Genomic DNA, 23,269 nt, shown 5'->3' with positions numbered 1-23,269 from the left:
TCACGTATTGTGATGATGAGCGATTTACTTGTTAGAAGAACAAACATGAAAAAGACAATCTCAATAATGGTATTGGCAGTGGCGCTGGCTGGCTGTGATGACGCAAGCAAAGCCATTGACCAAGCACAAGAAGCAGCAAACAAAGCGATTGATACGGTTCAAGAGCAGATGGAATCGGTAGAAGATGCATTCAATCTCGATCAGTTTGGTGATGCTGCTGAATCTGCAGAACAGTTAGCTGCATCTGTAGAGGAAGCGATGAATGTGGATTTCAGTGATCCACAAGCCTTGATTGAAGCAAAAGAGCATATTGCCAACGCATACGCTTGTTTGGTGGAAGCGTCTTCAGAGTCGACGGTGGATAAGGTGATGGATAAAGTAATGTCATCGATCGGTAGTGAAGAAACCAAATCTTTGATTGAAGAAGGCATCGAAAAAGCGCAAGCCGCCAAAGAGTGTGTGATGTAATCGAACCGGAAAATGAAATACCCATGGCATGTGTCGTGGGTATTTTCCTTTTGCCAGCTATTCGAGCCTATCTTCTTCGTCCTGCATCTTGAAGTCACTTGGGTATACAGACTTTATTTCTACATTTTTACTTTTATTGGACCGTGAACTTTCGTTTTATATGCACTTTCATTCGGATGAAAACAGTTCACAACAGGATGATATCCTGTCATCAGAAGTGAAAACTTAAGTTTTGTCGATTTTGTCGTATTTATTATCCAGATGAATACTAAAAAATCCTGTAACGCAAATATCGCCACAAAATCATAGCCTTACATTTGAGGCGATAGCTTCTTACCACTTATACGTGCTTCATGGTTGTTTTCACCCAGCAAATTTTACTCATTGTAAATGATAATAATTTGCAATAGCGTTCACGAAATATTCATGTTTTGTGGACGAACTATGTTGGCGGTAAAGAAAACGACGTTCTCAACACTCTTGGTGTTACTTGTCTCTATTTATTCTTCTTTTGCCTTTGCGATTGACTATGACAGTGCGGTCAACGACATTGCGCAGCGCTTAGATAAAGCATCTCAGCTTTATGAACAAGGCGATAAAGACCAAGCAAAAACAACAGTACAAATGGCGTATTTCGAGGTGTTTGAAAGCCTAGAAGGTCCGGTACGGATTAATTACTCACAGCAATACGCGTATCAATTAGAGGCGAAGTTTGGTGACATTCGCAAGTTAATCGTTGCGGGAAAACCAGTTGATGAAGTGGATACGGAAATCAATTGGTTGAAAAAAGAAATTCTGGGTCTGCCGGAGATCTTGGCGTCAGGTCACCAACTTAAAGCTGAAAACACCAATCTACATACCGAGGATATCTTGCCGTTTTGGCGTGAAGCGGTCACAAGCATCGACACCCAGCTCAATGCGGCTTTGACTGAATATCGTGAATCTGGCGAACAACCAGAAAGCGCAGCAGAAAAACAACAACGTGCATTCGATTTAGTGCAACAAGCGCAGTTCAAAGGGTACAAAAATACCGAGCTGGAAATCGCTATTCGGTTACATCGATCTGCAGAGCGTTCGGCAGAATACAACGCGGCGTTCCGCTCTATTGCCAAAATCACCAAGCAACCTTTTAATCAACAAAACCTGATCCGATTTGGGTATGAGTTGTCGACCTTGGTTCAAGGGTTGAAAGACGAATTACCGGGTCTGCCAGCGACACGCGATTTCCAAGTTCCTGATACTGCGAAGAACGCCGATACAGCAGTTGCTGCACGTGATTGGAACCCAGTCGTCAGCGATATCATGACTGCGATTGATGGCGCTATTGATAGCTATAAACATGGTGACAAAACGGCGGCTATTCTTGCGGTACAAGACGCTTACTTCGATCATTTTGAAGCATCAGGTATGGAAAATGCGGTGGGGTCGAGAGACAGCGCATTCAAATCAGAACTTGAAGGCTACTTCACCCGTATTGTCAGTATGCTAAAGGCAAACCAAGCTCAGGCTGATATTGACCAGCAAGTGCAAAAGCTAAAAGTAGGCTTGATGGATGCAGCAGGCAATCTATCTGAAGGCAACTTGAGTTGGTGGGCGATGTTGATCGCGAGCTTCACCATTATTTTCCGTGAAGGATTGGAGGCGCTGCTTATCGTTGCCGCCATTACCGCTTACCTGATCAAAAACGATGCCTCTGACAAGCTACATGTTGTCAAAAATTCGGTCGTTGTTGGTCTTATTGCCAGTGCGATCACCGCGGTATTGTTCCAGTGGCTATTTGAAAACTCTGGCGCAAGTCGAGAGCTGCTTGAAGGCATCACCATGTTGATTGCTGTTGTCGTGCTGTTCTCTATGAGTTACTGGCTGCTTTCCAAAGTTGAAGCCGTTCAATGGAAGCGCTACCTCGAAAGCAAACTTGCCACGTCGATCACCACAGGTTCTCTCTTTGGTTTATGGCTGGCGAGCTTCCTAGCGGTTTACCGTGAAGGTGCAGAGACGGTCTTGTTCTACTTTGCTTTGGCGGCCGATACCAACTCTCAAACCATGATCGCCCTGATTGCTGGATTCGCTATTGGTGTGCTACTGCTCGCGGTGATCTTCTTTGTCATGCGCTATAGCGTGGTCAAGCTCCCTCTGAAACCTTTCTTCATCTTTACTGGCGGATTCATGTATCTGATGGCGTTTGTCTTTGCGGGTAAAGGTGTCCTAGAGCTGATTGAAGGCAAGTTATTCCAACCGACATTAATTTCAGGCGCGCCAGAGTTTGCTCCGTTGGGCATTTACCCATACATGGAAACTTTGCTGCCTCAACTGGCGCTTATCGTGGCAGCAGTCTTTGCGCTCATCGTAATGAAAGCAAGAAGTAAGCGAGATCTTGCTCAGCAAGCTCGTTGTTAAACATGAAAAAATCTTTGTAAAATCAAGTAAGTAAAGGACATTACTATGTTGAATAAAAAACTCATCGCTACCGCAGTGGCTGCTTCAGCTCTATCAGGTATGGCTATGGCAAATGATCTACCTTTCGTTGAGCACCCAGCTGGTGAACCTCTTGAAATGAATGGTATGGAGATTGCTGCTGTTTACCTTAAGCCCGTTACGATGGAGCCTCAAGGTATGATGCGTGCAGCTTCTAAATCGGAAGTGCACTTAGAGGCAGACATCCATGCTCTTGCTGGTAACAAAAACGGCTTTGGTGCGGGTGAGTGGATCCCTTACCTAACCATTAACTACACGTTGAAAAACGTCGATACCGGTAAAGTGCAAGAGGGGACCTTCATGCCGATGGTGGCAGCAGATGGTCCTCACTACGGCTCAAACATCAACATGTTAGGTGTGGGTAACTACGAGCTTACATTCCACATCGATCCACCGTCAAAAGCGGGTTTGCTACGTCATACGGATGAAGAAACTGGCGTTGGTCGTTGGTTCAAACCATTTGATGCTCAATACAAGTTTAAGTACGTAGGCATTAAGTAACCTTCCTTACGTAACAACCAGGCTGCAGTTTGTGGTCTGGTTGTTCTGGTTTTTTGAGTGACTTATCTGTCTGATGCACTGTGCATGAATGGTCAGTGGTAAATATGAGCTTCTATCTTTCTCACGTCTTACTCGTTTTTTTGCTCCCTGCGATGCTATTTGGTGTGCTGTGGGCTGCGCAATCTAACACTTTGTATAAACACCAGATTGGGTGGTTTGTGCTTGCGGTGCTTTCCGGTTCTGCACTGTTTCATCTACTGCCATTTAGCCAAGTGAATGTACTTATTATTAACAGTGTTTATCTTGGCGTTATCTTCCTGTCGGTTTTACTTGGTGCCATATGGCGATTGCCTTCGGTCTTATTGGTGTGCCTGCAAAGCGTAACGGTCTTTCTATGCAGTTTTGTTTGGGCAAAAGAAGCCAAGCTCACGATGTTGAGCACAACCAACGTTATTAACACCGAGCTGATTTTAAACATCAGTTCTGTGGTTCTAGGATTTGTCTTGATTGCACTAATCAAGATCGCGGTCTCTTTGACGACCAAATCCCTATCCAAGATGGCTCGTAATGCACTTTGTTTACTGTTGTTAGTGCTGGCAGCATTGCCCCTCTCTGGCGAGATTATCCTGGCGTGCATGAAGCTGGGGATTCTTGGTCTCGATAAAGGTTTACTGTCTTACGTATCTAAAGTCACCAACTTCTCTTGGATTCTGTCTTACGCCGTACTGGTATTAGTTTCAATTTGTGTGACTGTCTTTTTCGTTACTCAGACTCGACCACTACAAGAGCAAGTGAAGCAAGCTGAATCCGCGATTGAACGACGCAAACATCAAGCGGCTTTGAATTCAGCTCAACGTAAAGTGCGTTTTAATATTGCGACTATTGCTACAATTCTGATTGCGCTGCTTTTCTGGGATCTTGTCGCTTCTCAACCGATTCGTCGTTCAGAAGCGCAGCGTATTGAAGTGGCAGCCGATGGCGCTGTCCATGTCCCTATCTCTGAGCAATTAATCGATGGAAAACTGCACCGATTTGAATGGGTAGCAAGCGATGGCAAAGTGGTGCGCTTTTTCATCATTGATCGTTTTGCCGGTGAAGAGAAGTTTGGCGTTGTCTTTGATGCTTGCATGCTGTGTGGTGATGCAGGGTACGCGCAAGTTGGCGATCAAGTGGTGTGCTTGGCGTGTGGCGTACATATCTTTATTCCTTCGATTGGTAAGCCTGGTGGGTGTAATCCAATCCCTATTCCTAAATGGACCGTCGCGAATCATGAAATCGTAATTTCGAAGTCAACCCTAGAAAGCGGTCTGAAATATTTTAGTGACGTGGTGGAAGTCATGGCGACAGATCCAGTCAATGGCGAGAAGATCAGCAATATGGAGGCTGAGCACAGTTATTCATTCTCAGGAAAGACCTACTTCTTTACCTCTGAGCAATCTTATGACGCTTTCCGTGATGATCCATGGAAATACGCGGACGTTGAACCGCTAAATCCGTTAGGAGAGTAATCATGTTAATCAGAATGCTTCGTCAGTCATGGCGACATGATACCAACCGAAAATTACTCGCCGTCGTTACGGTTTTTCTCGCGGCGAGCCTAATCTCAGCGCTGCTGGCTATTTCAATCAATATCGGTAACAAGATGTCGATGGAGATGAAAAGCTATGGTGCCAACATTGAAATCTCTCCTGAAGGACAAGTAAAGCTGCCAGATATTTTGGCGAAGAATGTCAACAAGTTGGAAAAAGAAGACTTACTTGCAGAGAGTGAACTGCCCAACATCATGGATATCTTTTGGCGCAATAACATTATTGGTTTTGCTCCATTTGTACGTGGGCAAGTTAAAGCGCCTGAGTTCAATAAAACCGTCAATATTATCGGTACTTTCTTTGATAAGAACCTGCCTGTTTCTGACGATGGCAAATACCGAACGGGTAATAAAACCATCTCGACGTATTGGCATGTCGATGGTCAATGGCCAGATGATGAAAAAACTCAAGCCTTGGTAGGGCAGTCATTGGCGCAAAAACTGGGTCTTAAATCTGGTGACAAGCTTGAGTTGCGCGGCATCGAAAACCGCACATTGTCAGTAACGATAACGGGTTTACTGGAAAATGGCACGACGGATGAGAACGCAGTGTTACTGCCGCTGAACCTTGGCCAGAAACTACTGGGTTTGGAAGGACGAGTACAATCGGTAAAAGTCTCAGCATTGACGGTGCCGGAAAACGCACTATCAAAAAAAGCACGTGAAGATTTGGAATCGCTCGATTCGGATGAATATGACCTTTGGTTCTGCACGGCGTTTGTCTCCTCAATCTCTTTCCAATTAGAAGGCGCGATGAATAACGCAATGGTGAAGCCTTTGTGGCAGGTTGCCGCTTCAGAAGGCATGGTGATTCATAAGATCCAAAGCTTATTATTTGTTGTGACATTTGCCGCCTTGATCGCTTCTGCGATGGGGATCGCCTCATTAATGACCAATGCGATATTGCAGCGAGCCAAAGAGATTGGTTTGATGAAGTCCCTTGGTGCTCACAACTGGCAAGTGTATGCGTTGTTCTATTCTGAATCGATGATTTGTGGCGTGTTGGGCGGCTTACTTGGTTGCCTTGCCGGGTGGGGACTATCCAAAGTGGTTGGTTATGCACTGTTTGGTTCATCCATCTCTTTTGATTGGATCATCGTTCCAGTGGTGCTGTTTATCTCAACCCTAATTACAGTGTTAGGTACTTACTTCCCTTCACGCAGAATTGCTTCTCTCTACCCAATTGAGGTGTTGTATGGCCGCAAATAAATCTTCCTCTATGCTGCTTACCTTAGTTTGGCGTTCATTGAGATTACGTGCGCAACGTGTTCTCGTGGTGTTTATGGCGTTGACGGTTGGCGCGGCAATCATTACTGCAATGGCAGGGGTCTACTTCGACATTAACCAGAAGATGAGTCATGAGCTACGAAACTACGGAGCGAACTTTTTTGTAGGACCGGACGCGACAGCGACATTAACGACAAAGCAATACCAACAGATCAAAGCTGAGGCACCTAAAGACAGTTTAATTGCTTCCAGCCCATATCTGTACGGCATGGTACAAGCCGAGCTAGAGAAAATTGTCTTAATGGGTATCGACTTTTCGCAGTTGAAAAAACTGGTTCCTTATTGGCAAGTGGAAGGTCGATGGATTGGTGTCTCTTTTGATGATCGGAATGTCATGATCGGAAAGAAACTGGCAGAGAAATTAGAACTCAAAGTTGGCTCTGACCTGACGGTCTACAACAAAAGTGACCGTTATACGTTCAAGATTAAGGGCATCATTGAGTCAGGTTCGGATGAAGATAACTACCTAATTGTAAACCTACCGTTCGTACAAAAATGGTTGAACAAAGGGGATGAAATCAATTTTGCCATGTTCAGTCTAACGAATGATAAAGGTCAGGTAGGGCAGTTTGAATCGACTTTGAAGCAGCAGTACCCAGACTTGCTTGTTCGTCCTATCCGAAAGGTGTCAGCATCGGAAGGTAAAGTACTCAATAAGATTAAGCTGTTAATGGGCATCGTCGCTTTGGTCATTTTAGTGTTGTCTACCTTATGCGTGAATACAACCATGACGTCGATGATTTCTGAGCGACGTTATGAGTTCGCACTACAAAAGTCTTTGGGCGCATCCAATCAATCCATTACTCGTCAGATTGTTGTTGAAACTCTTGCCATTACCTTTGCTGCAGTTATTGCAGGGTTGCTAATCGGCTATGTGTTAGCGCAATTTCTTGGACACTCGGTGTTTAACGCCACCATTGATTTACGTTTCCCTGTGCTGGTTATCACTAGCTTACTTTCTTTCGCTGCGGCTTTAGTGGCTGCAACGCTTCCAACCATCAGAGCCATTCGTATCGATCCGGCTAAAGTGCTCAAAGGAGATTAACCATGTCAGATTACGCTATTAAGACCGAAGGCTTATGCAAGGTTTTTGACCAAGTTCATGCGTTGGACGACATCAATATTGAGGTCAAGAAAGGGGAGTTTGTTGCCATTATGGGCGCGTCGGGCTCAGGTAAAACGACCTTAATGAATATCCTCAGCTGTTTGGACAATCCGACCTCAGGCAAGGTGTTCCTCGATGGTGAGGAAGCGGACAGCCTAGATGAAGAAGGGCGACGAGCATTTCGAGCAGAGAAAATCGGTCTGGTCTTCCAGCAGTTTCATCTCATTCCTTATCTCACTGCTCTGGAGAACGTGATGCTTGCGCAGCATTACCATAGTGTGCCCGATGAAGAAGCAGCAAAGCGAGTGTTAGAACAAGTAGGGCTAGGGCACCGCTTTGAACACTTGCCGAGTCAGCTTTCTGGTGGTGAGCAGCAGCGTGTATGCATCGCTCGCGCGATTGTGAATGAAAGCCCGATCCTGTTTGCTGACGAACCCACTGGTAACTTGGACGAGGAGAACGAAAAAATCGTCCTCGATATTTTCCAAAAACTCCATGCACAAAACCGAACCATCATTATGGTCACCCACAACCCAAGCTTAGGTCAGTACACGGACCGAATCATCCGCCTCCAACACGGCAAGTACATCGGAGAGGAGGTGTTAGATGTGGCATAAACGCCGCTACGTGATCGCGCTGTTAGCCATGCTTGCGCTATTTGGTTGTAAAGACCAAAAAGCACAAATCGGGCAACCGAGTCCTGATATTGCTGCAATGAATGCGGCGCAACAAACGGTAAGCCTTGAAAGCTATCAAGGTAAGAAAATTGTTCTGGAATTTTGGTCTTCCACCTGCGGTGCGTGCATTGCCATGATGAAGAAATGGCAAGACGTATATGCACGTCGAAGCGATGAAGTCGCAGTGATAGCGATTAACATTGATGACTACGAGGTCGACTTAAATGAATACGCCACCAAGTATGGGTTTTCATTTCCGATGGTGAAAGATCAATTGGGCATCACTAAAGAACGTTTCTCTATTGGGGTGACACCCACAACTTACCTCATTAATCGCGATGGAAAGCTGGTGGACATGCACATCGGCTATTCAGCGAGTATGGATCTGGACAAGGTCATCTCTCAACTTTAATCATTTTAGGAATCAACCAAATGTTACTTACAAAATTCCGCCCGTTTTTGACCGCTCTGATTACTGTCTTTGCCATGATGTCTTCTGCTTGGGCGACTGAAAACTTACAAGAAAAAGTACAAATTGAATCACCAGTCATCTTTCAGTTAGCCAGCGGTGCAAAGGGAACGGGGTCGAAAATGACCATTCACAATAACTCAGATGAAGCTTTAGTCATCAATGGCTTCAAAGTGGATGAATTCGACAAGACCATGCTACACGGGACGAAGTATGAAGCGGGTAAGCGCAAAATGTTTATGGTGAAAAGCATCACTATTCCTGCACATAAAAAACTCGCGCTTACGCCAAATACACACCATTTCATGATGTTTGGTCCAAAGCGTGAATTAGAACTTGGTGAGTACCTGACGATGGTAGTAAACACCAATCAAGGTGACTTCAAAGTGATCGCGCAAGTGGTGCCTCGTAAACTGAAATAAGGTGGCTCAATGAAAGTACGAATAGGTTTGGCGCTGGTCGCAGCAGCGTTGTTTAGTTTGAGTGGTTGTTCTGAACCCGAGCAAGCAAAGAAAGAGCCACCTAAATTGACGCAGTTGGATCAGCGTCTTACCCTCGCGGAATCGGCAGGGTTAATGGACAAGCGTATGCCGATGAAGAAATTGATGGAGCAATATGTATCGGTTGAAGCCGTCGACCTTGATAGCGGTGAATATCGCGATGCCTCCATGAGTGTAGACGAGTCATTCTCTGCATTTCCCATCGACCCAAGTAATGCAGTAAAGCTTTCTTCTCGTGATGATCTTGCTGGGATTAAAATGCGTGAAAATAGGTTGCCTGTGTATTTGATTAAAGATGATAACGGGCAAGTCTCTCGAATTGTTTTGCCAATCCGTGGTGAAGGTAAGTTTGGTTTGATTTATGGCTACTTAGCCCTCTATAGCGACAACTACCACATTGCGAGTCTGTCGTTTTACAAACATGGGGAGAGCGCAGGATTAGGGGCGGAGATTACCGATAACGCTAACTGGACAAAGCAGTTCAAAGACAAGCCTTTATTCGACCATGGTCATCCATCGATTCGTATCGTACAGGAAGGGCGCAATACACAAGACGCTTACTCTGTCGATGGAATCAGTGGGGCAACCTACACCAGCCAAGGCGTTGAACACGCGATTAATTTTTGGACCGGGGATCTTGGTTTTGGCGAGTTCTTACGCCAATACCGAAATTAAAAAGTTTGACTATTCATAAGGCAATTTAAACTCTGCGCTCAAGGAGAAAAGGTGATGGCACTTAGAAGAGGTCAAGTTTCAGAAGAACAACTGATGTTATTGATTCAGCTTACTAAAATTCGCTCAACAGTATTAATAAAAGCACTTCGAATGCACTTAGTCGAAGGAAAAAGCCAGCGCTTAGCCACTGAAACGGTGGGTATCAATCAGAGCTTTCTCAGCGTTCGTTTACGTAAGCTTCGAGATGTTGAGTCGACGGTTCTCAAGTTAAGGAAGTTTTATTAAGTGCCCACCACTTTTTAGTGACGCCTCTGCATTCAGCGACCATGCTACTTTTATTCACTATAAGGCTTTGAACAACAACGGTGGCGTGAGTATACCCAAGTAACGTCGAGATGCTAGGTTCAGCGAGAATGACTTGGTTTGTAGACGCGGCGGCGATTTAAAGATCTAGTCATTCTAAATCAAGAATCGGCAACAAAGTATACAAGCCAAGGCAGCTCGCCCTTTGGGAGCGTGTCATTGACCCGATTGCTGCGTCAAACAACTTGGAAAGAGCTAGCTATTACACTGCGTTGTTTTCCTTACTCTCGAATCAATGACAGCGCTCTGAATCCTGCATCTTGAAGTCACTTGGGTATAACAGCACAGCGTGAGGGTACAACAAAAAGGGGATATGACTATCCCCTTTACTGTTTCTACTTACCCATTAGCTCTTGGGTAAAATAATCCATACAAAGCTGTTGGGCTTGTGGTTTGATACTGACCTGCTCGTTCTCTCGCAATGCTAAGTAGAGTTCAATGATCTTTTGGAATGCGGGAATAAGGGCGTCGCGTTCTGGCATTGCAACGGTCTGCTTTAACTGTTCACTAAACTTAGGCAAACGGGATTCAATCTTCCTTACACCTGAAGGGGTTAATCCTTGTTGCTGTAAAGCCAGTGGTGATATGGCAACCGAACGAAGGAAAGACAAGAACTCAGCTGCTTCAAAATACTCACCACGCGCAATTTTGGTCGCGCCATAATGGACCCAAATCCAAAAGCGGTCTTCAATCCATTGCGGATCTGGTTGAGGGTAATGGGGCTGCGAAGTGGTGAAGACTTGCGATAATTGACCATCGCGCTCCCAAAGTACTTTTGTATGATCCACGCGTGCTGCTGCATCCTGCAGTGCGACAAATTTGAAATCAACGTGAATGGCATCAGGTGCATAAATCGCGATGACCAACCTTGGTTCTCCCACGTGCTCACCAGTGAACGCCGCGACTTGTCCTTCTACCTTATCGATAAGTGCAAAGCGTTCTGTCATCACCGATTCCACATCATCAGGGTTGATGGCGATAACCAAGTCCAAATCACTGTATTTATCCATTGAATCAGAAGCATAAGAGCCACTCGCTCCAATGCCGAGGATGCGTTGGTCGGCAGTAAATACCGCAAGAATCTTTTTTAGAAGCTGTTCATGAGCTTGAGGGAGCGTGCTTGAGAATTTCATATTTTACCTATTAATCATGGTTGATATTAGAACCATCAGGAGATGGTTAGTGCGGTAAAATTAGCGCAGCATTACAATATGGCGTTAAGTGCTAAAAGAAGCAAGAAAAACCGGCTTGGAAAAGCCGGCTAATAAATTACTTCAGTGAGTTGTGGTGCATAAATTGATCATCAATGCCTTTGAGCTTCATGTCGTCCATGATGAAATTCACCGTATTCAATAAGCGCTGTTCGCCTTTCGGGATAAGGTAACCAAATTGACCTTTGGTGAACGGGTCTTCACAGCGTGCGGCTTCTAAACGCTCATCGGTGACTTGATAGAATAGACCTTCAGGTGTCTCGGTAACCATCACATCCACTTTGCCCGTAGCGACAGCTTTCGGCACATCTAAGTTATTTTTGAAACGAGTAAAGTTGGCATCTTGCAGATTTGCATCGGCGAATTTCTCGTTGGTGCCACCGATGTTAACGCCTACACGAACGGATGCTTGGTTTACTTTATCCAACGTGTTGTATTGCTCGGCTTTGCCTTTTGCGACCAAGAAACACTTGCCAAACGTCATATAACCCTGAGTTTGTTCTGCATTCAATTGACGTTGCATCTTACGTGTAATACCGCCCATCGCGATGTCATATTTGTCTTGGTTAAGGTCTGTCAGCAGGTCTTTCCAAGTAGTACGAACCAGCTTTAGCTCTACGCCTAACTGCTCGGCGATGTGTTTCGCGACATCAATATCGTAACCAGAGTAACTTTTGCCGTCATAGTAAGAAAAGGGTTTGTAATCGCCAGTTGTACCGACACGCAATGTTCCTGATTTTTGAATGTCTTCTAGCTTGTCGGCTTGAGCGACGCCAGAAACTGCAAGTGCTACGGAAGCAAGTAATAATGTTGTTTTTTTCATTGTTGTTGTCTGATTTGTTGTGTTTGAACGAATTTTCAAACTAACAGGAACCGCAGCAAAAACAGATCAAACCAATCGAAAAAAGCGTAATTTTTCAAAAATAATTTTTTGTCTTGAAAGTGATTGCATTTGTCTCTTTATACGTAAGAAGAGCAAGGTTTTTTGTATGAATGGCAGGGCGTTATGAATCGGATTCATCCTAAGAAATTGCTTCGTAGTAAATGGACGGCGGCACAACCCGTAAATAAAGAAAAGCACTTTATCATTTCAGAAATGGAGTTTGATGAAGAGGGCAATGTCGTGAGGTGTGTGATTGAGGCGGTTATGACCAAGCGAGAGCATGAATTAGATTGGCATGATCTAAAAGATACACAGCAGTGGCGACAAGGATGGAAATAAGCCGTTGGAAACCCAAAAACGAGATGGAGTTAGAAAAGTGATGAATATGAGTAGGTTCGTTGTAGAGACTTTGCTATTAATGGAGTCGTCACTCTACTTATTCAAACACAAGGTAATGCCATGATCGATTTTGACAGTTCCTCGGTATTCAAGCTTAAGCCAATAGAAGTCTCTAAAGTTCGCGACGATTTTCACAAGTTCTTAATTGACGGTGAGACCGTTTTTGCTGGCTTTAAAACCGTCCGTGACCAAGTGGTGTTCACCAACAAGCGTGTTATCGCTGCTAACGTTCAGGGCATCACTGGCTCAAAAGTGGATTACACGTCGCTTCCTTATAGCAAGATAAATGCTTTCTCAATTGAGACATCAGGCACGTTCGATTTAGACTGTGAGATTGAGTTCTTTCTCAGTGAGGTTGGGCGAGTGCGCTTTGAGATAAAAGGCTCGTTCGACCTAATCTCATTCAATAAGATGATAAGCGAGTATGTGCTGGCTTAATGAGCCTCAATGCCATATATATAGATAGCCAACAAGGAAGCAAATATGCTTCCTTTTTTGTTCTTGTACTTGGGTATATTAAGAACGGGTAGATAAGTTTGCTGTTTGAATCACTGCGCTGTCGCCAAATGACAAGACAAGCGATGGTGTTTTCTTTACCTTTCGGCTTTTTGAATGATTGCAAAGGGAAGAAAATGACGGTTGTATTTGAGGGTGTTCCTCTTGTTCGAATAGAGTGGGTTCACGATCTGGCAGCGCTTTTCGACAACAGTAATATCGATGTGCATCAGCTTATTAAAGTAAGCAAAGCCCCTGAAGACATTCAAATGTCAGACGTTGAGTTTTTGCCCGAAACCATACTTAGAAATCTGCTTTTAGCGTTCGGAGAGTCTTGCCCCACCGACGAATTTATTCACACCATTTGGACCTTGTGTCGCGATTTGTATGTGCCCAAAGTGTTAGCACAGTTAGCCCTTACGCCGACAATGACGGTCGCTGAAGCCATTGAGGTATTCTGTCATTCGATGCGCCGATATTCGAACAATACACGCCTTGGCTTGGAGCAATACCACGATCGCATATGGTTTGCGAGGTACAAAGATGGGGAAAACCAACCTTGGTATCAATATGCTGAGATGTTTAGTCTCATTTTTATGGATGAACTGGTTGCTGCACTTGCAAACTATCGGCAGCAAACCGTAAGTGTGAGTGTGAAGAGCACCAATATGGAACGCTTCTTTGATTGCCGGCAATTAAAGCATGTGCAGTTTTACACCAACCGAGCGGCAACGGGTATCCAGCTTGATGACGCCGTGTTAAACAAGACGATTTGTATGCCGAACAAAGGGCGATTTGATGGGAGTACCGATCTCAGTGAAGTGCCAACCTCGTTTGTTTCCTCGTTTGGTTTTGCGATTCTTCCCTATATTTCTTTTGGGCGATTTTCCATTTTGGAAGCGGCTCAAATTTTGGGTATTCATAAACGAACGTTACAGCGACGTCTGCATGATTGTGAGGTGACGTACAGCCAAGTGATGGAATCATTGCTGCTGGAGCGCAGTTTATCTCTGCTCAAAAACTCCACTTTTTCTATCACGACCATTGCAGCATCCTTGGGCTATGCCGATACCGCCAATTTCACTCGTTTTATTCGTCGGAAAATAGGCATCACGCCTTCTGCTTACCGCAAAACTTGAGGTTTGGGGTGTGGCGCTAATGTGCTTTTCACTCAGGGTCATCAATTCCATCTTGTGGCACAGGATGACAATTTATATTTCTCTCAATCAATAAGATGAAGGGCATCGAAACTAAAGAGAGAGAAACGAAAATGTCCCATCGATTCCATGAGTACCGTTCACCGCTTACCCAATCCTTCGAGCACGCCGTCGAGTACTTAGAGTCATTAAATGAACGACCTGTCGACAAATGTGTGACATCCCAGGAACTGAGAAAAGCGATTGGTGGTGCGCTGCCAACTACGCCAACGGATCCATCTGCGGTGATTGATGAGATGGTTAAGAACGTCGATGCCGGTCTGATTGCAACAGGTGGTCCTCGTTTCTTTGGTTATGCAATTGGTAGTTCTTTCCCTGCATCATTAGCGGCAGATTGGCTAGTAAGCGCGTGGGACCAAAACGTACCGTATTACGTTGCTAGCCCTGCGTTGTCAGTGGTTGAAGAGACGGCCGCTGAATGGATGACTCAACTACTCGGTTTGGCGCCTAACTCTGGCATTGGCTTTACTTCTGGCGCGCAAGAGGCAATTTACACCAGCCTTATCACTGCTCGTAATGCACTATTGCAACGTGCAGGTTGGGATGTGGCTGTTCAAGGTATGTATGGTGCGCCGCGCATTAATGTGGTTGTAAGTGATCAAATTCACTCAACGATTAAGCGTGCTCTTTCAATGATCGGTATTGGTTTGGAAAATATTGTTAAGGTGCCGACAGACAACAACTTACGCATTATTCCAGACAACTTAATGGAAACGATCACCGCACTTGAAGGACCAACTTTAGTTTGTGCGCAAGCGGGCTGTATCGACTCTGGCGCTTTCGATCCTTTCCACGCGCTTGCTGACGCTGTCGCTGCGCATGGCAATGCATGGTTACACGTTGATGGTGCGATTGGTTTGTGGGCGGCTGCAAGTGCAACACATCGTTACCTTCTTGATGGTATTGAAAGAGTCGATTCCATCGATACAGATGGTCATAAGTGGTTCAACATGCCTTATGACTCGGGCATGGTCATTGTGAAGGATGCAGGTTTGCTGGCTCAAGCGATGGGAGGCAGCAATATGGGGGATTACCTGAACGATGCGATGGATAAACCAGATCGTAATGCCATTAATTTTGGCATTGGTGCTTCGCGTCGTGCACGCGGTGTACCTGTCTACGCTGCGTTTAAATCGCTTGGCAAACAGGGCATTGAAGAGCATGTTGATCGTTGTACTTCGCTTGCACAACATATGGCAGAAAGGCTTTCAACGGTAGATGGCATTACTATTTTGAATGATGTTGTGTCCAACCGTTTTTCCGCACAGTTTGGTGAAGGGGATGAGGCGTATCGTAATGAGCTGACAGCACGCGTGGTCCATCGGCTACAGCAAGAAGGGACGCTTTACCCTTCTACTTCGGGTTACAAAGGGCTGAAAACTATGTTGTTCTCAGTGCTAAGTTGTCACACTTCTCTTGAAGATATCGACTTATCCGCAGAGAAAATCGTAAAAGCATATGTGCAAGAGAAGCAACGCATGGATGCTGAGTAACGTCTTCGAGCGCAAAAATTGAATATAAGCCCAGTTTTATACTGGGCTTTTTTATGTCTGTTCAATGTACTTAGGCATGCAATGACAATTAATCCTGTAGGGGTTTACTTATTCTTTTTGTATCACTTATCCCATTCAATAAGGATTCAGATATGAAATCAAAACTACTCACTTTTCCCTTTGGACTCACTCTTCTATTTGGAGTAGCTATTCTCAATGGATGTTCGAGCGCTAAGCCCGTCGACAGTCATCTTGTTAGTGCCTCAGGGGTTGATACGGCATTCTTAATCAGTAAAAAAGCCAGCTTGGTCGGGCAGATTGAATATTCAAAAGCCGACACAAAAAGTAGCGCTGCTCTTAATCAAACCCAAACCAATATCAAAGTTTTCAAGGATGAAGAAAATACGTTAACTCTCGCTCAGGTGAAGAGCTGCAACAACTGCAATTACCATTTAGAGCGTGGACATAAAGGCGTGTTATTCCCAATCGGAGACGCAAATCAACATACGTATATTGGTAGAAAAAAGCTCGCGAGCTTGTACTCAGAACATCCCATTTATGTGGACAAAATTCGTGATTTTATCCGTGCTAATCCTTCGCAAGTAGAACATGAAGAAGCTTGTATTGACGTGCTTGCGGTCTATTCGAAAACAAGTCGGATTGAGGTTGGAACGATCACTGATTGTGCGACTCCGCTAAAAAGCCACGCGATTAGAAACGTACAAATGGTGCCACTCGGTTGATATTCCGTTGGCGATGCTGCGATTAAGAGGGCGAAAACTCGTGAGACAATAGCCCCCGAGTTCATACCAAAAAGAAAAAATACAGGAAGAAGACAAACGCCAACAAGGTTGCAGATAACACTGGGTAGATGATGTAGGAGTCATGATTGCTGGTGCGCTGGTAGCAGAATGAGACCAGCAAGATGTTGTAAACAACGAGCAGTAAACTGATCATGGTACCGCTATTCAGGCTCAAACTTGATAACTGAGTAAGAAAGAATCCCAGCAATAGATAATCAAAAACGATTAGCCAAAGGAACGCTTTCTTTAGCGAATCATTGTTAGGCTTATTGGCCGCGGGTAATGGCATATCGAACTCAACTAAACAATTACTGCAATCATGATATTGGGGAAAAAAAAGGTCACGCAGAAGGAATGAAACTGGTGACCTTTTTGGGTTTAGAGGTCTTGAATCTTGGCTTTTTGATTGTCAGATTCAACAGAATAACGAATCACTTCTTGTCTTATCACTGGCTGGTTAAACTCCGCTTTCTGTTTTGCTTTTTCTAGCTCACTGTCTTGCTGGTCTCCGAAGAAGGTTTCTAAAACCTGAGCAGCGGGCGTAGTGAGAATAAACAACTCTATACGTCGGTTTTCGCTTGAATCTGGTTCATCCGGGTTAAGCAGCGCACGATCGGACATCCCCGTGACTTGCATGACTCGCTCATCAGGCATGCCACCCTCAACAAGTGTTTTTCTCGCAACGTCGGCACGAGATGCGGACAATGCCCAGTTTGATTGTCGACCAAAGTGCTTTTTGAAAGGTGTAGAGTCAGTATGACCACTGATGATCAATGGGTTGCTGATGCGTTCAAACACAGGTGCAAGCGCAAGCAGTAAATCTTCAAAGAAAGGGGTCAACTCCGCGCCACCACGACTGAACATGTGCTGCTTGTAATCATCTTGCAGTGCGATACGTAGACCTTGTGGCGTAATGGTTACGTTGACGTTACCTTGCGCGCTGATTTGACCTACCACTTCATCGATGACTTTCGCCAATAAAGCAAGTTGCTCTTGTGTGTCGAAGTTACCAGGGATCAGCGAGTCGATTTCTGGACCATCGCCATCACCTTGGAAGTACGAGCTCACGACATGATTCGAGTTGTGTTTACTTGGCACAGAAGAGTCCTGTGCCAAGTCGATTGGAGAGATACTTTGCGAGGTATCGAAAGGGTTACCGTAACTCTTATCGAAGACACTCGAGCTATGAAGGTGAGCCATAATGGCTTTGCGCTCTTCCTTGTCGACCACCTGCATGACCCAAAGTACAAGAAACAGCGCCATCAAAGCGATCATAAAGTCGGCAAACGCGACCTTCCACGCGCCACCATGAAACTCATCATGGTTGTGTGCTTTGACGCGTTTGAACACCACATGCTCTTGTTTTTGCATTATCCCTCCTGTTCAGATAGCCACTTCTCCATTTGGTTGAAAGTAGGTTTGATGTCTAACTGAATGTGTTTACGACCAGCATCGATAGCGAGCAATGTTGGCTTTTTCGCAACGTAAGCGACCAAAGTGGCGCGCACACATTCGAAAGCCGTCATGTTTCGTTTCACTCGCTGAGCCATGGCGTTACTGAGTGGATCTAAACAACAGTAACAACCAAAAATACCAATGAATGTACCGACGAGGGCCGCAGCAACGTGATAACCGATTAGGGCAATCGAACCATCAATGGCTTGCATGGTAATGATGATGCCACCAACTGCAGCAAGAATACCGAACCCAGGAAGTGCTTCTGCGGTGCGTTGCATAGAGCGCGATGGCAACAGCATTTCGGTTTGAATTGCTTCGATTTCTTGTTCTAACAGTCCCTCTAATTCATGAGGCGACATTTGTCCCATTGCCATTAAACGTAAATTATCAGTAATGAAAGAAATAAGACGATGGTCGTCACTTACTTTTGGATAAGCGAGGAACATAGAGCTCTGTTCTGGTGATTCAATATGTGAATCGAGAAACTTAAAACCGCGGCTGCGAGCAGTCTCTAGTAGATTGTTAAGCAGCGCCATTAACTCCATGTAGTATTCATATTCTTCGTCAGGACCTGAAATGGTTGCGCGCAATTGCTGACGCATTTCTTTCAAGACTTGCGGAGGGTTACCAATGATCAGTGAGCCAGCAGCGGCACCAATGATGATCATAAATTCAGCGGGCTGCCAGATTGCACCCAGATTACCGCCTGCCCACATGTATCCGCCGAAGACACACAACAGGACAGTAATGGCTCCAAAAAACTTTTGCATCTCGTGACTCCTAAGAGGACATTAATTGGTTAAGTTGTTTAAGCGCTTGTTTGTGCAACTGACAGATGCGAGGTGGTGTCAGGTCGAGCACGAGCGCGATTTCATGTAGGTTGAGTTCGTGTTGGTAAAACAAGGTCAGCAACAGTTGGTCTCGTTTTGGCATTTTGCCAAGAGCACTGTCTAAGCTACGACGTATATGTTCATGCTCCATACCGTCATATTGACCACCAAAGTGGCTGTCATTACCGCTTTCCATCAACTGATCGAGACTTTGCATTTCGCCTGCAAGCGCCGCGTTTTGACGGTTGTAGTAATCTTTCTCATCGGTGCCGAGGGCTTTGATGATCTCGGCATCGGTGGGCATTCTGCCAAGAGCACGAGTGAGATCTCGGGTTACGTCGTTCAGCTCATGCGCTTGCTGACGTGTCTTGCGCGATCGCCAATCCAATCGGCGTAGCTCATCGAGAATGGCACCACGAACACGACAAACGGCGAAAGCAGGGAAGTGTGGATCTTCCACATCCCCGTAACGACGACCCGCTTCGACAAGAGCAATTAGACCAATTTGTTGCATATCTTCGATGCTGCAATGAGACGTTGCATGAACACGCAGTTGGTTCACAACACGTTTGACCATGATCTGATGACGCTGCAATAGCGCATTCTCGTCAATCGGGCGAGACGGCGTGTTCACTTCCTCCGTCTCGGTATAACTTTCCTGTAAGTTCATCTCCAACATAGTTGTGCCCCGTTATTGCACAACGTATTTGGTTAGCAGAACATCATCGATATCACGCACGATGTCAGTTTTTGCGAATGCCAGTAGCAAGGTTTCTTTCACCTCACTTTGCAAAGTGTCGATAGCACCTGTTTGTTGTAGCTCATCGAATGTTTTATCGCTGAATAGCTTAAGCAATGAGTTCTGCACCATAGGCATGTAGTCATCGATGCTTTTGATGCGCTCAGGGCGACGTGTTTCTAAGGCTAGCTCTAACATTACAAAGTGCGTTTGTTTTTTACCTTTGATAGTCAATACCACTCTCTCCAACGGATGGAAGCTTGGTCCTTTACTCGTTGGTTGCTCGACCGCTAGAAAAGCCAGTGGGGAGTCCTCTAAATAATCGTTGAAACTGGACGCCGATGATACTGACTGTGCGCTTTTGTTTAGATACCAAATACCACCAATCACAGTGACTCCGGAAACGAGGGCACTGGTGATGATCATGGCGATAAACAGGGCGATCATTTGTTGTTTGGTCATAACCTTTTTCCTCGGTGATTCATTAGGCTTGAGTGTTTAGCCAATGCTCTGAATAGTTTGTTGTTGTATTAGATTGAAAGGTGTTGGATTCGCGAGCGGCAAAGATAGATGCCTCTTCTTGGTTGCCATCATGCGCGTGTCGCTCTTGACCTTGATCCGAGCCGACATTGACATCGACATGAACGAAGTTTTGCTCTTGAAGTTCCGTTCTTAAGCGTTCTGAAACTTGCATCAATGCTTCGCGTGTTACGGCGCTATTAGCGTTGATTTGCACACTTAAGCGATCTCCCTCGACACGAACCAATAGATCCAACTTACCGAGTTCTGGCGGATCGAGACGAATCTTGGCTTCTTGCAGGTTCTGCTGTGCTTGCAACGTCACGCGGTCTTGAAGTACTTGCATCATCTGCTCACCCCATTTACCAGTACTGGTATCGACACGAACTGCCGCCCATTCCGAGCCCTGAGCTTGGGTTGCTGCGAGCGGCGTCGTAGGATTGGTGTGCGCCGCATGAGCTGTCGGTGACTGCATTTGCGCATTAGCCGTCAAAGGCTGTCCCTGAACTGGCTGGTTAAGGAGTGTTTGCAAATCTGCTGCAGATACTTTGACCTGATTTGTGGTGCTAGCTTTAGCTATGCTTTGATTCTCTGACGTTGGCGTCGCCGCTCCCAGTGTAGAGTGTGGTTGAGTTGCCGTACTGGTTGCTTGCGTTGAGCCATTTATCGCTTTGGTCGTAACTTGACCAGATTCGCCTTGTTTGCCGGCTGCTTTCACCATGCCTTGCATCAGAGCTTGTGCTTGAGCTGCTAAATTGGCTGGTGTCGCTGGAGCTTGAGAACTGAGTAGGGCATCCACCGGGGCATCTTCAGAACTTGAACCTTGCTCGGTTGTTTCTGTATCGGCAGGCGCTTTAGGCAACGCTTGTGCATTCAAACGAAAGCCGGGTACAGGAACGTGACCGGATAGCGCTTCTTGCTGAGTTTGAGAAGATGATGCAGAAAACCCTTGCTCGGATCGTGCCTGCATTACTTTTCCATCTTGTGTTGGCTGAGAAGCAACACCGCCAGAAATTGAATTGGTTACCATCATTGTGTTAGCTCCATGGTCATTGCAAGTTGATACGCCATGGCTCGCTCTTGCTGGTTACTCACCGAACTCATTTCTTGCTCTAGCTCGCTGGTGGCTTTTTCTAACGTAGTAAAAGCACTCGCGTGCACTGCTTTCGCTCGTTGGATTTCCGGCGCCAGTTTTGGATCTTTCAAGAATGGCTTGTGGCTAATAAGCAGCTCTCGCAACTGTAAGTCGTAGCGCTTGAGAGCTCGCCAATCAGCCGTTTTAGTGGCGATTTGGATCAGTTTTGACAAGTGGCGAAATCGCTCTGGCGACACTTTATGCTTGCTGTCCAAAATTCATCCAACCTTCTCGAATGTTACCCATGACACGTTCAACGTTGTCTAAACGTGATGTGTCGTTTTGTACGCTGGTGTAGAACAGCTCTACTTGGCAGAAGTCGTAAAGTTGGCGTAAGTTATCAGCAATTTCACCGCCGTTCTCTTCGTCTAAAGCGCTGCTTAATCCAATGAGGATGTTCATGCATTTGTTAATACTTGCGCCTTTTTCCGCAAGTCGGTTGGCAGCTAGGTGACCGCGTATGCGTTCAACTTCATCGAGTAAGCCATCGATTAACATGACAACGAGCTGATGTGGGTTTGCTGATGCAGCTTGCGCATCAAGATCGACTTGCTGGTACGAGTCGTAGCCGGAATCCATGAGCATGAGTAGTTCTCCTAAAGCCTTAACCAAACAACGACTGGGTTTGGTTCATTTGCGTCATTAACGTGTTCATTTGGGTAAATTGTTTGATGTAGCGTTTGTACGACATCTCGTACTTGCGCTCTAACGTGGTTTGTTTATCTTCGATGCGTCCAAGGTTGGCTTGTAGTGCATCTTTGCGAGATTTGAATGTGCCAGAAGAGAACTTCAGGAAAGGTTCTGCCATGTCATCCAGTGAATCTAGAAGTGCACCATCGCCGTTAAAGATGGATTCTAGTGCGGCACTGTTGCTCTTTTGAGCTTCGTTGAACTTGGTTTGATCGACTTTCATTTTTCCTGAACGGTCTAACGTAATGCCGATTTCACTCAAACGCATGCCGCCGTATTCACCACGAACTAGGCTCGTAACTTGGCTTTCGATAGAGCGCATGGTTGGATCACTAGCAAGTACGCCGCGTGCTTGATCTTCGCCGCCTGTTTTGGTGTATTCGTCGATGGTTGAAATCAATGAGTTATATGCTTCAACAAACTTATCAACTTGTTCTTTTGTGCCTTCTGAATCTGTGCCTACTTCAAGTGCAATCGGTGTTTCACCTGACTTTTGCGCTTTTGTTACTGTGAGGTCGACACCATCAATCACGCCTTCAAAAGTATTGCTTGCGTTAGTTAGCTTTAGACCACTGCTTTCTGCACCAAGCCAAATGACAGCGTCTTGAGGTTTACTAATCTCAGTCGTGCTAGTGAAAGCATTTTCAAACCATGCTTCACCAGTACCCGATGCACTCACATTGATTGTGTTTGCGACACCTGTTTTGGTGCTAGATAACATGAAGTGAGTTTGACCATTAGAACGCACAAGTGTGGCGTTAACGCCAGGGTTATCGGCATCGTTGTTGATTGCACTAACCAGCTCGGTCATGGTTGCTTTACCGTCACCGTCGCTATCAACGGTTGATAAGTCCAAGCTCATGCTTTCACCGTTGATGGTGAAATCTAAAGAACCCACAGCAGGGATTTCTGTCGATGCATCCAAGCTCGCAGGCATACCCGTAGAGATCTGGTGTGAGGTTGCAACTTGCTCAACGAAGATCTGATAGTTACCCACCAAAGCTTTAGCATCGGCATCAGCAGTAAAAAAGCCTTCTTGAGATGTCGTAGCTTTGTTTTTGATAACGCTGTTGGTGCTGCTGTTCATCTCTTTAACGGCGGTGCGGAAGTCACGCAGAGCGGTTTCTACTTTGCCCAACGCCGTTAATTGAGATTGATACTTGTCTGTTTGTAGCTTGTAGCGTTGCTGAAATGGTTGAACATCTAACGTGGCGAATTGGGTTGCCATGCTTATTGGATCTAACGAACTCATGAGGTCGCTCCCTCTCTCATCTGTGGTTGGCGCTGCG

At 45.5% G+C, this 23,269-nt stretch carries 27 protein-coding genes; 16 read left to right on the top strand and 11 right to left on the bottom strand.

All coding sequences use genetic code 11. The features are described 5' to 3' along the window. The first annotated feature begins 45 nt into the window (after positions 1 to 45). From OH459_RS18620 to OH459_RS18570, 11 genes are all read left to right on the top strand, one after another. Positions 46 to 468, top strand: a complete 423-nt coding sequence (locus OH459_RS18620) for a hypothetical protein (protein WP_017188588.1) — start codon at positions 46 to 48, stop codon at positions 466 to 468. Positions 469 to 894: 426 nt separating this feature from the next. Next, the gene (locus OH459_RS18615; RefSeq protein ID WP_269988022.1) at positions 895 to 2,865 is read left to right on the top strand and encodes an FTR1 family iron permease; all 1,971 of its coding nucleotides are present in this window, start codon (positions 895 to 897) and stop codon (positions 2,863 to 2,865) included. A 45-nt stretch (positions 2,866 to 2,910) separates the two neighbouring features. Beyond that, on the top strand, positions 2,911 to 3,444 hold the full coding sequence (locus OH459_RS18610; RefSeq protein WP_017188589.1) for an iron transporter: 534 nt from the start codon (positions 2,911 to 2,913) through the stop codon (positions 3,442 to 3,444). A gap of 104 nt (positions 3,445 to 3,548) precedes the next feature. Further along, positions 3,549 to 4,952, top strand: a complete 1,404-nt coding sequence (locus OH459_RS18605) for a Fe-S-containing protein (RefSeq protein ID WP_269988018.1) — start codon at positions 3,549 to 3,551, stop codon at positions 4,950 to 4,952. 2 nt (positions 4,953 to 4,954) lie between these two features. Continuing rightward, on the top strand, positions 4,955 to 6,241 hold the full coding sequence (locus tag OH459_RS18600) for an ABC transporter permease (RefSeq protein ID WP_050935419.1): 1,287 nt from the start codon (positions 4,955 to 4,957) through the stop codon (positions 6,239 to 6,241). Then, entirely contained in the window at positions 6,228 to 7,364 is a 1,137-nt protein-coding gene (locus tag OH459_RS18595) for an ABC transporter permease (protein ID WP_017188591.1), read from the top strand. The genes OH459_RS18600 and OH459_RS18595 overlap by 14 nt, the downstream gene beginning before the upstream one ends. A gap of 2 nt (positions 7,365 to 7,366) precedes the next feature. Then, positions 7,367 to 8,041 (top strand): ABC transporter ATP-binding protein, encoded by a 675-nt coding sequence (locus OH459_RS18590; protein ID WP_017188592.1) that lies wholly within the window; start codon positions 7,367 to 7,369, stop codon positions 8,039 to 8,041. Beyond that, entirely contained in the window at positions 8,031 to 8,513 is a 483-nt protein-coding gene (locus OH459_RS18585; protein WP_009696931.1) for a TlpA family protein disulfide reductase, read from the top strand. The genes OH459_RS18590 and OH459_RS18585 overlap by 11 nt, the downstream gene beginning before the upstream one ends. A 20-nt stretch (positions 8,514 to 8,533) precedes the next feature. Beyond that, a complete protein-coding gene (locus OH459_RS18580; RefSeq protein ID WP_005448646.1) occupies positions 8,534 to 8,992 on the top strand; it encodes a copper chaperone PCu(A)C in 459 nt (152 codons plus the stop codon). Between the two features lie 9 nt (positions 8,993 to 9,001). After that, on the top strand, positions 9,002 to 9,745 hold the full coding sequence (gene nqrC, locus OH459_RS18575; RefSeq protein ID WP_009696933.1) for an NADH:ubiquinone reductase (Na(+)-transporting) subunit C: 744 nt from the start codon (positions 9,002 to 9,004) through the stop codon (positions 9,743 to 9,745). A gap of 54 nt (positions 9,746 to 9,799) precedes the next feature. Beyond that, complete coding sequence (locus OH459_RS18570; protein WP_009699420.1) at positions 9,800 to 10,030, top strand: PapB/FocB family fimbrial expression transcriptional regulator; 231 nt, start codon at positions 9,800 to 9,802, stop codon at positions 10,028 to 10,030. 413 nt (positions 10,031 to 10,443) lie between these two features. Here OH459_RS18570 and OH459_RS18565 read toward each other — a convergent pair whose 3' ends face one another. Further along, positions 10,444 to 11,241 carry an aminoglycoside 6-adenylyltransferase gene (locus tag OH459_RS18565; protein WP_005448649.1) on the bottom strand — a complete coding sequence of 266 codons (798 nt, stop codon included), beginning with the start codon at positions 11,239 to 11,241 and terminating at the stop codon, positions 10,444 to 10,446. 136 nt (positions 11,242 to 11,377) lie between these two features. Continuing rightward, the gene (locus tag OH459_RS18560; RefSeq protein ID WP_269988014.1) at positions 11,378 to 12,142 is read right to left on the bottom strand and encodes a transporter substrate-binding domain-containing protein; all 765 of its coding nucleotides are present in this window, start codon (positions 12,140 to 12,142) and stop codon (positions 11,378 to 11,380) included. 183 nt (positions 12,143 to 12,325) lie between these two features. Between OH459_RS18560 and OH459_RS18555 the strand changes: the two genes are divergently transcribed. The 5 genes from OH459_RS18555 to OH459_RS18535 all read left to right on the top strand — a co-directional run bounded on the left by OH459_RS18555 (position 12,326) and on the right by OH459_RS18535 (position 16,549). Then, complete coding sequence (locus OH459_RS18555; protein WP_009695918.1) at positions 12,326 to 12,541, top strand: TIGR02450 family Trp-rich protein; 216 nt, start codon at positions 12,326 to 12,328, stop codon at positions 12,539 to 12,541. A gap of 120 nt (positions 12,542 to 12,661) precedes the next feature. Then, on the top strand, positions 12,662 to 13,039 hold the full coding sequence (locus OH459_RS18550) for a PH domain-containing protein (protein WP_005448655.1): 378 nt from the start codon (positions 12,662 to 12,664) through the stop codon (positions 13,037 to 13,039). Between the two features lie 128 nt (positions 13,040 to 13,167). Continuing rightward, positions 13,168 to 14,235: a helix-turn-helix domain-containing protein gene (locus tag OH459_RS18545; protein WP_269988012.1), complete on the top strand. Its 1,068-nt coding sequence runs from the start codon at positions 13,168 to 13,170 to the stop codon at positions 14,233 to 14,235. 131 nt (positions 14,236 to 14,366) lie between these two features. Further along, positions 14,367 to 15,806 carry a pyridoxal phosphate-dependent decarboxylase family protein gene (locus OH459_RS18540; protein WP_114320763.1) on the top strand — a complete coding sequence of 480 codons (1,440 nt, stop codon included), beginning with the start codon at positions 14,367 to 14,369 and terminating at the stop codon, positions 15,804 to 15,806. A 152-nt stretch (positions 15,807 to 15,958) separates the two neighbouring features. Then, complete coding sequence (locus OH459_RS18535) at positions 15,959 to 16,549, top strand: hypothetical protein (RefSeq protein WP_017188596.1); 591 nt, start codon at positions 15,959 to 15,961, stop codon at positions 16,547 to 16,549. 61 nt (positions 16,550 to 16,610) lie between these two features. Here OH459_RS18535 and OH459_RS18530 read toward each other — a convergent pair whose 3' ends face one another. The 9 genes from OH459_RS18530 to fliD all read right to left on the bottom strand — a co-directional run bounded on the left by OH459_RS18530 (position 16,611) and on the right by fliD (position 23,232). Continuing rightward, positions 16,611 to 16,898, bottom strand: a complete 288-nt coding sequence (locus OH459_RS18530) for a hypothetical protein (protein WP_038898762.1) — start codon at positions 16,896 to 16,898, stop codon at positions 16,611 to 16,613. A gap of 89 nt (positions 16,899 to 16,987) precedes the next feature. Then, entirely contained in the window at positions 16,988 to 17,980 is a 993-nt protein-coding gene (locus OH459_RS18525) for a flagellar motor protein MotB (protein ID WP_005448665.1), read from the bottom strand. Beyond that, the gene (motA, locus tag OH459_RS18520) at positions 17,980 to 18,837 is read right to left on the bottom strand and encodes a flagellar motor stator protein MotA (RefSeq protein WP_005448668.1); all 858 of its coding nucleotides are present in this window, start codon (positions 18,835 to 18,837) and stop codon (positions 17,980 to 17,982) included. Before motA ends, OH459_RS18525 begins: the two co-directional genes overlap by 1 nt. A 10-nt stretch (positions 18,838 to 18,847) precedes the next feature. Further along, positions 18,848 to 19,576 carry a FliA/WhiG family RNA polymerase sigma factor gene (locus tag OH459_RS18515; RefSeq protein ID WP_005448669.1) on the bottom strand — a complete coding sequence of 243 codons (729 nt, stop codon included), beginning with the start codon at positions 19,574 to 19,576 and terminating at the stop codon, positions 18,848 to 18,850. Positions 19,577 to 19,588: 12 nt separating this feature from the next. After that, the gene (locus tag OH459_RS18510) at positions 19,589 to 20,098 is read right to left on the bottom strand and encodes a flagellar basal body-associated FliL family protein (RefSeq protein ID WP_005448671.1); all 510 of its coding nucleotides are present in this window, start codon (positions 20,096 to 20,098) and stop codon (positions 19,589 to 19,591) included. A 22-nt stretch (positions 20,099 to 20,120) separates the two neighbouring features. Then, the gene (locus tag OH459_RS18505) at positions 20,121 to 21,188 is read right to left on the bottom strand and encodes a flagellar hook-length control protein FliK (protein WP_239968166.1); all 1,068 of its coding nucleotides are present in this window, start codon (positions 21,186 to 21,188) and stop codon (positions 20,121 to 20,123) included. Next, positions 21,185 to 21,505 (bottom strand): hypothetical protein, encoded by a 321-nt coding sequence (locus OH459_RS18500; protein WP_005448673.1) that lies wholly within the window; start codon positions 21,503 to 21,505, stop codon positions 21,185 to 21,187. The genes OH459_RS18505 and OH459_RS18500 overlap by 4 nt, the downstream gene beginning before the upstream one ends. Continuing rightward, positions 21,489 to 21,875, bottom strand: a complete 387-nt coding sequence (gene fliS / locus OH459_RS18495) for a flagellar export chaperone FliS (RefSeq protein ID WP_005448674.1) — start codon at positions 21,873 to 21,875, stop codon at positions 21,489 to 21,491. The genes OH459_RS18500 and fliS overlap by 17 nt, the downstream gene beginning before the upstream one ends. Before the next feature lie 19 nt (positions 21,876 to 21,894). Then, positions 21,895 to 23,232 carry a flagellar filament capping protein FliD gene (gene fliD, locus OH459_RS18490; RefSeq protein ID WP_005448675.1) on the bottom strand — a complete coding sequence of 446 codons (1,338 nt, stop codon included), beginning with the start codon at positions 23,230 to 23,232 and terminating at the stop codon, positions 21,895 to 21,897. Between the last annotated feature and the right edge of the window lie 37 nt (positions 23,233 to 23,269).

Origin of the sequence: Vibrio sp. MM46, from assembly GCF_027587135.1 — a bacterium.
GTDB classification, from domain to species: domain Bacteria; phylum Pseudomonadota; class Gammaproteobacteria; order Enterobacterales; family Vibrionaceae; genus Vibrio; species Vibrio harveyi.
This window is presented reverse-complemented; position numbering and strand designations above follow the sequence as displayed.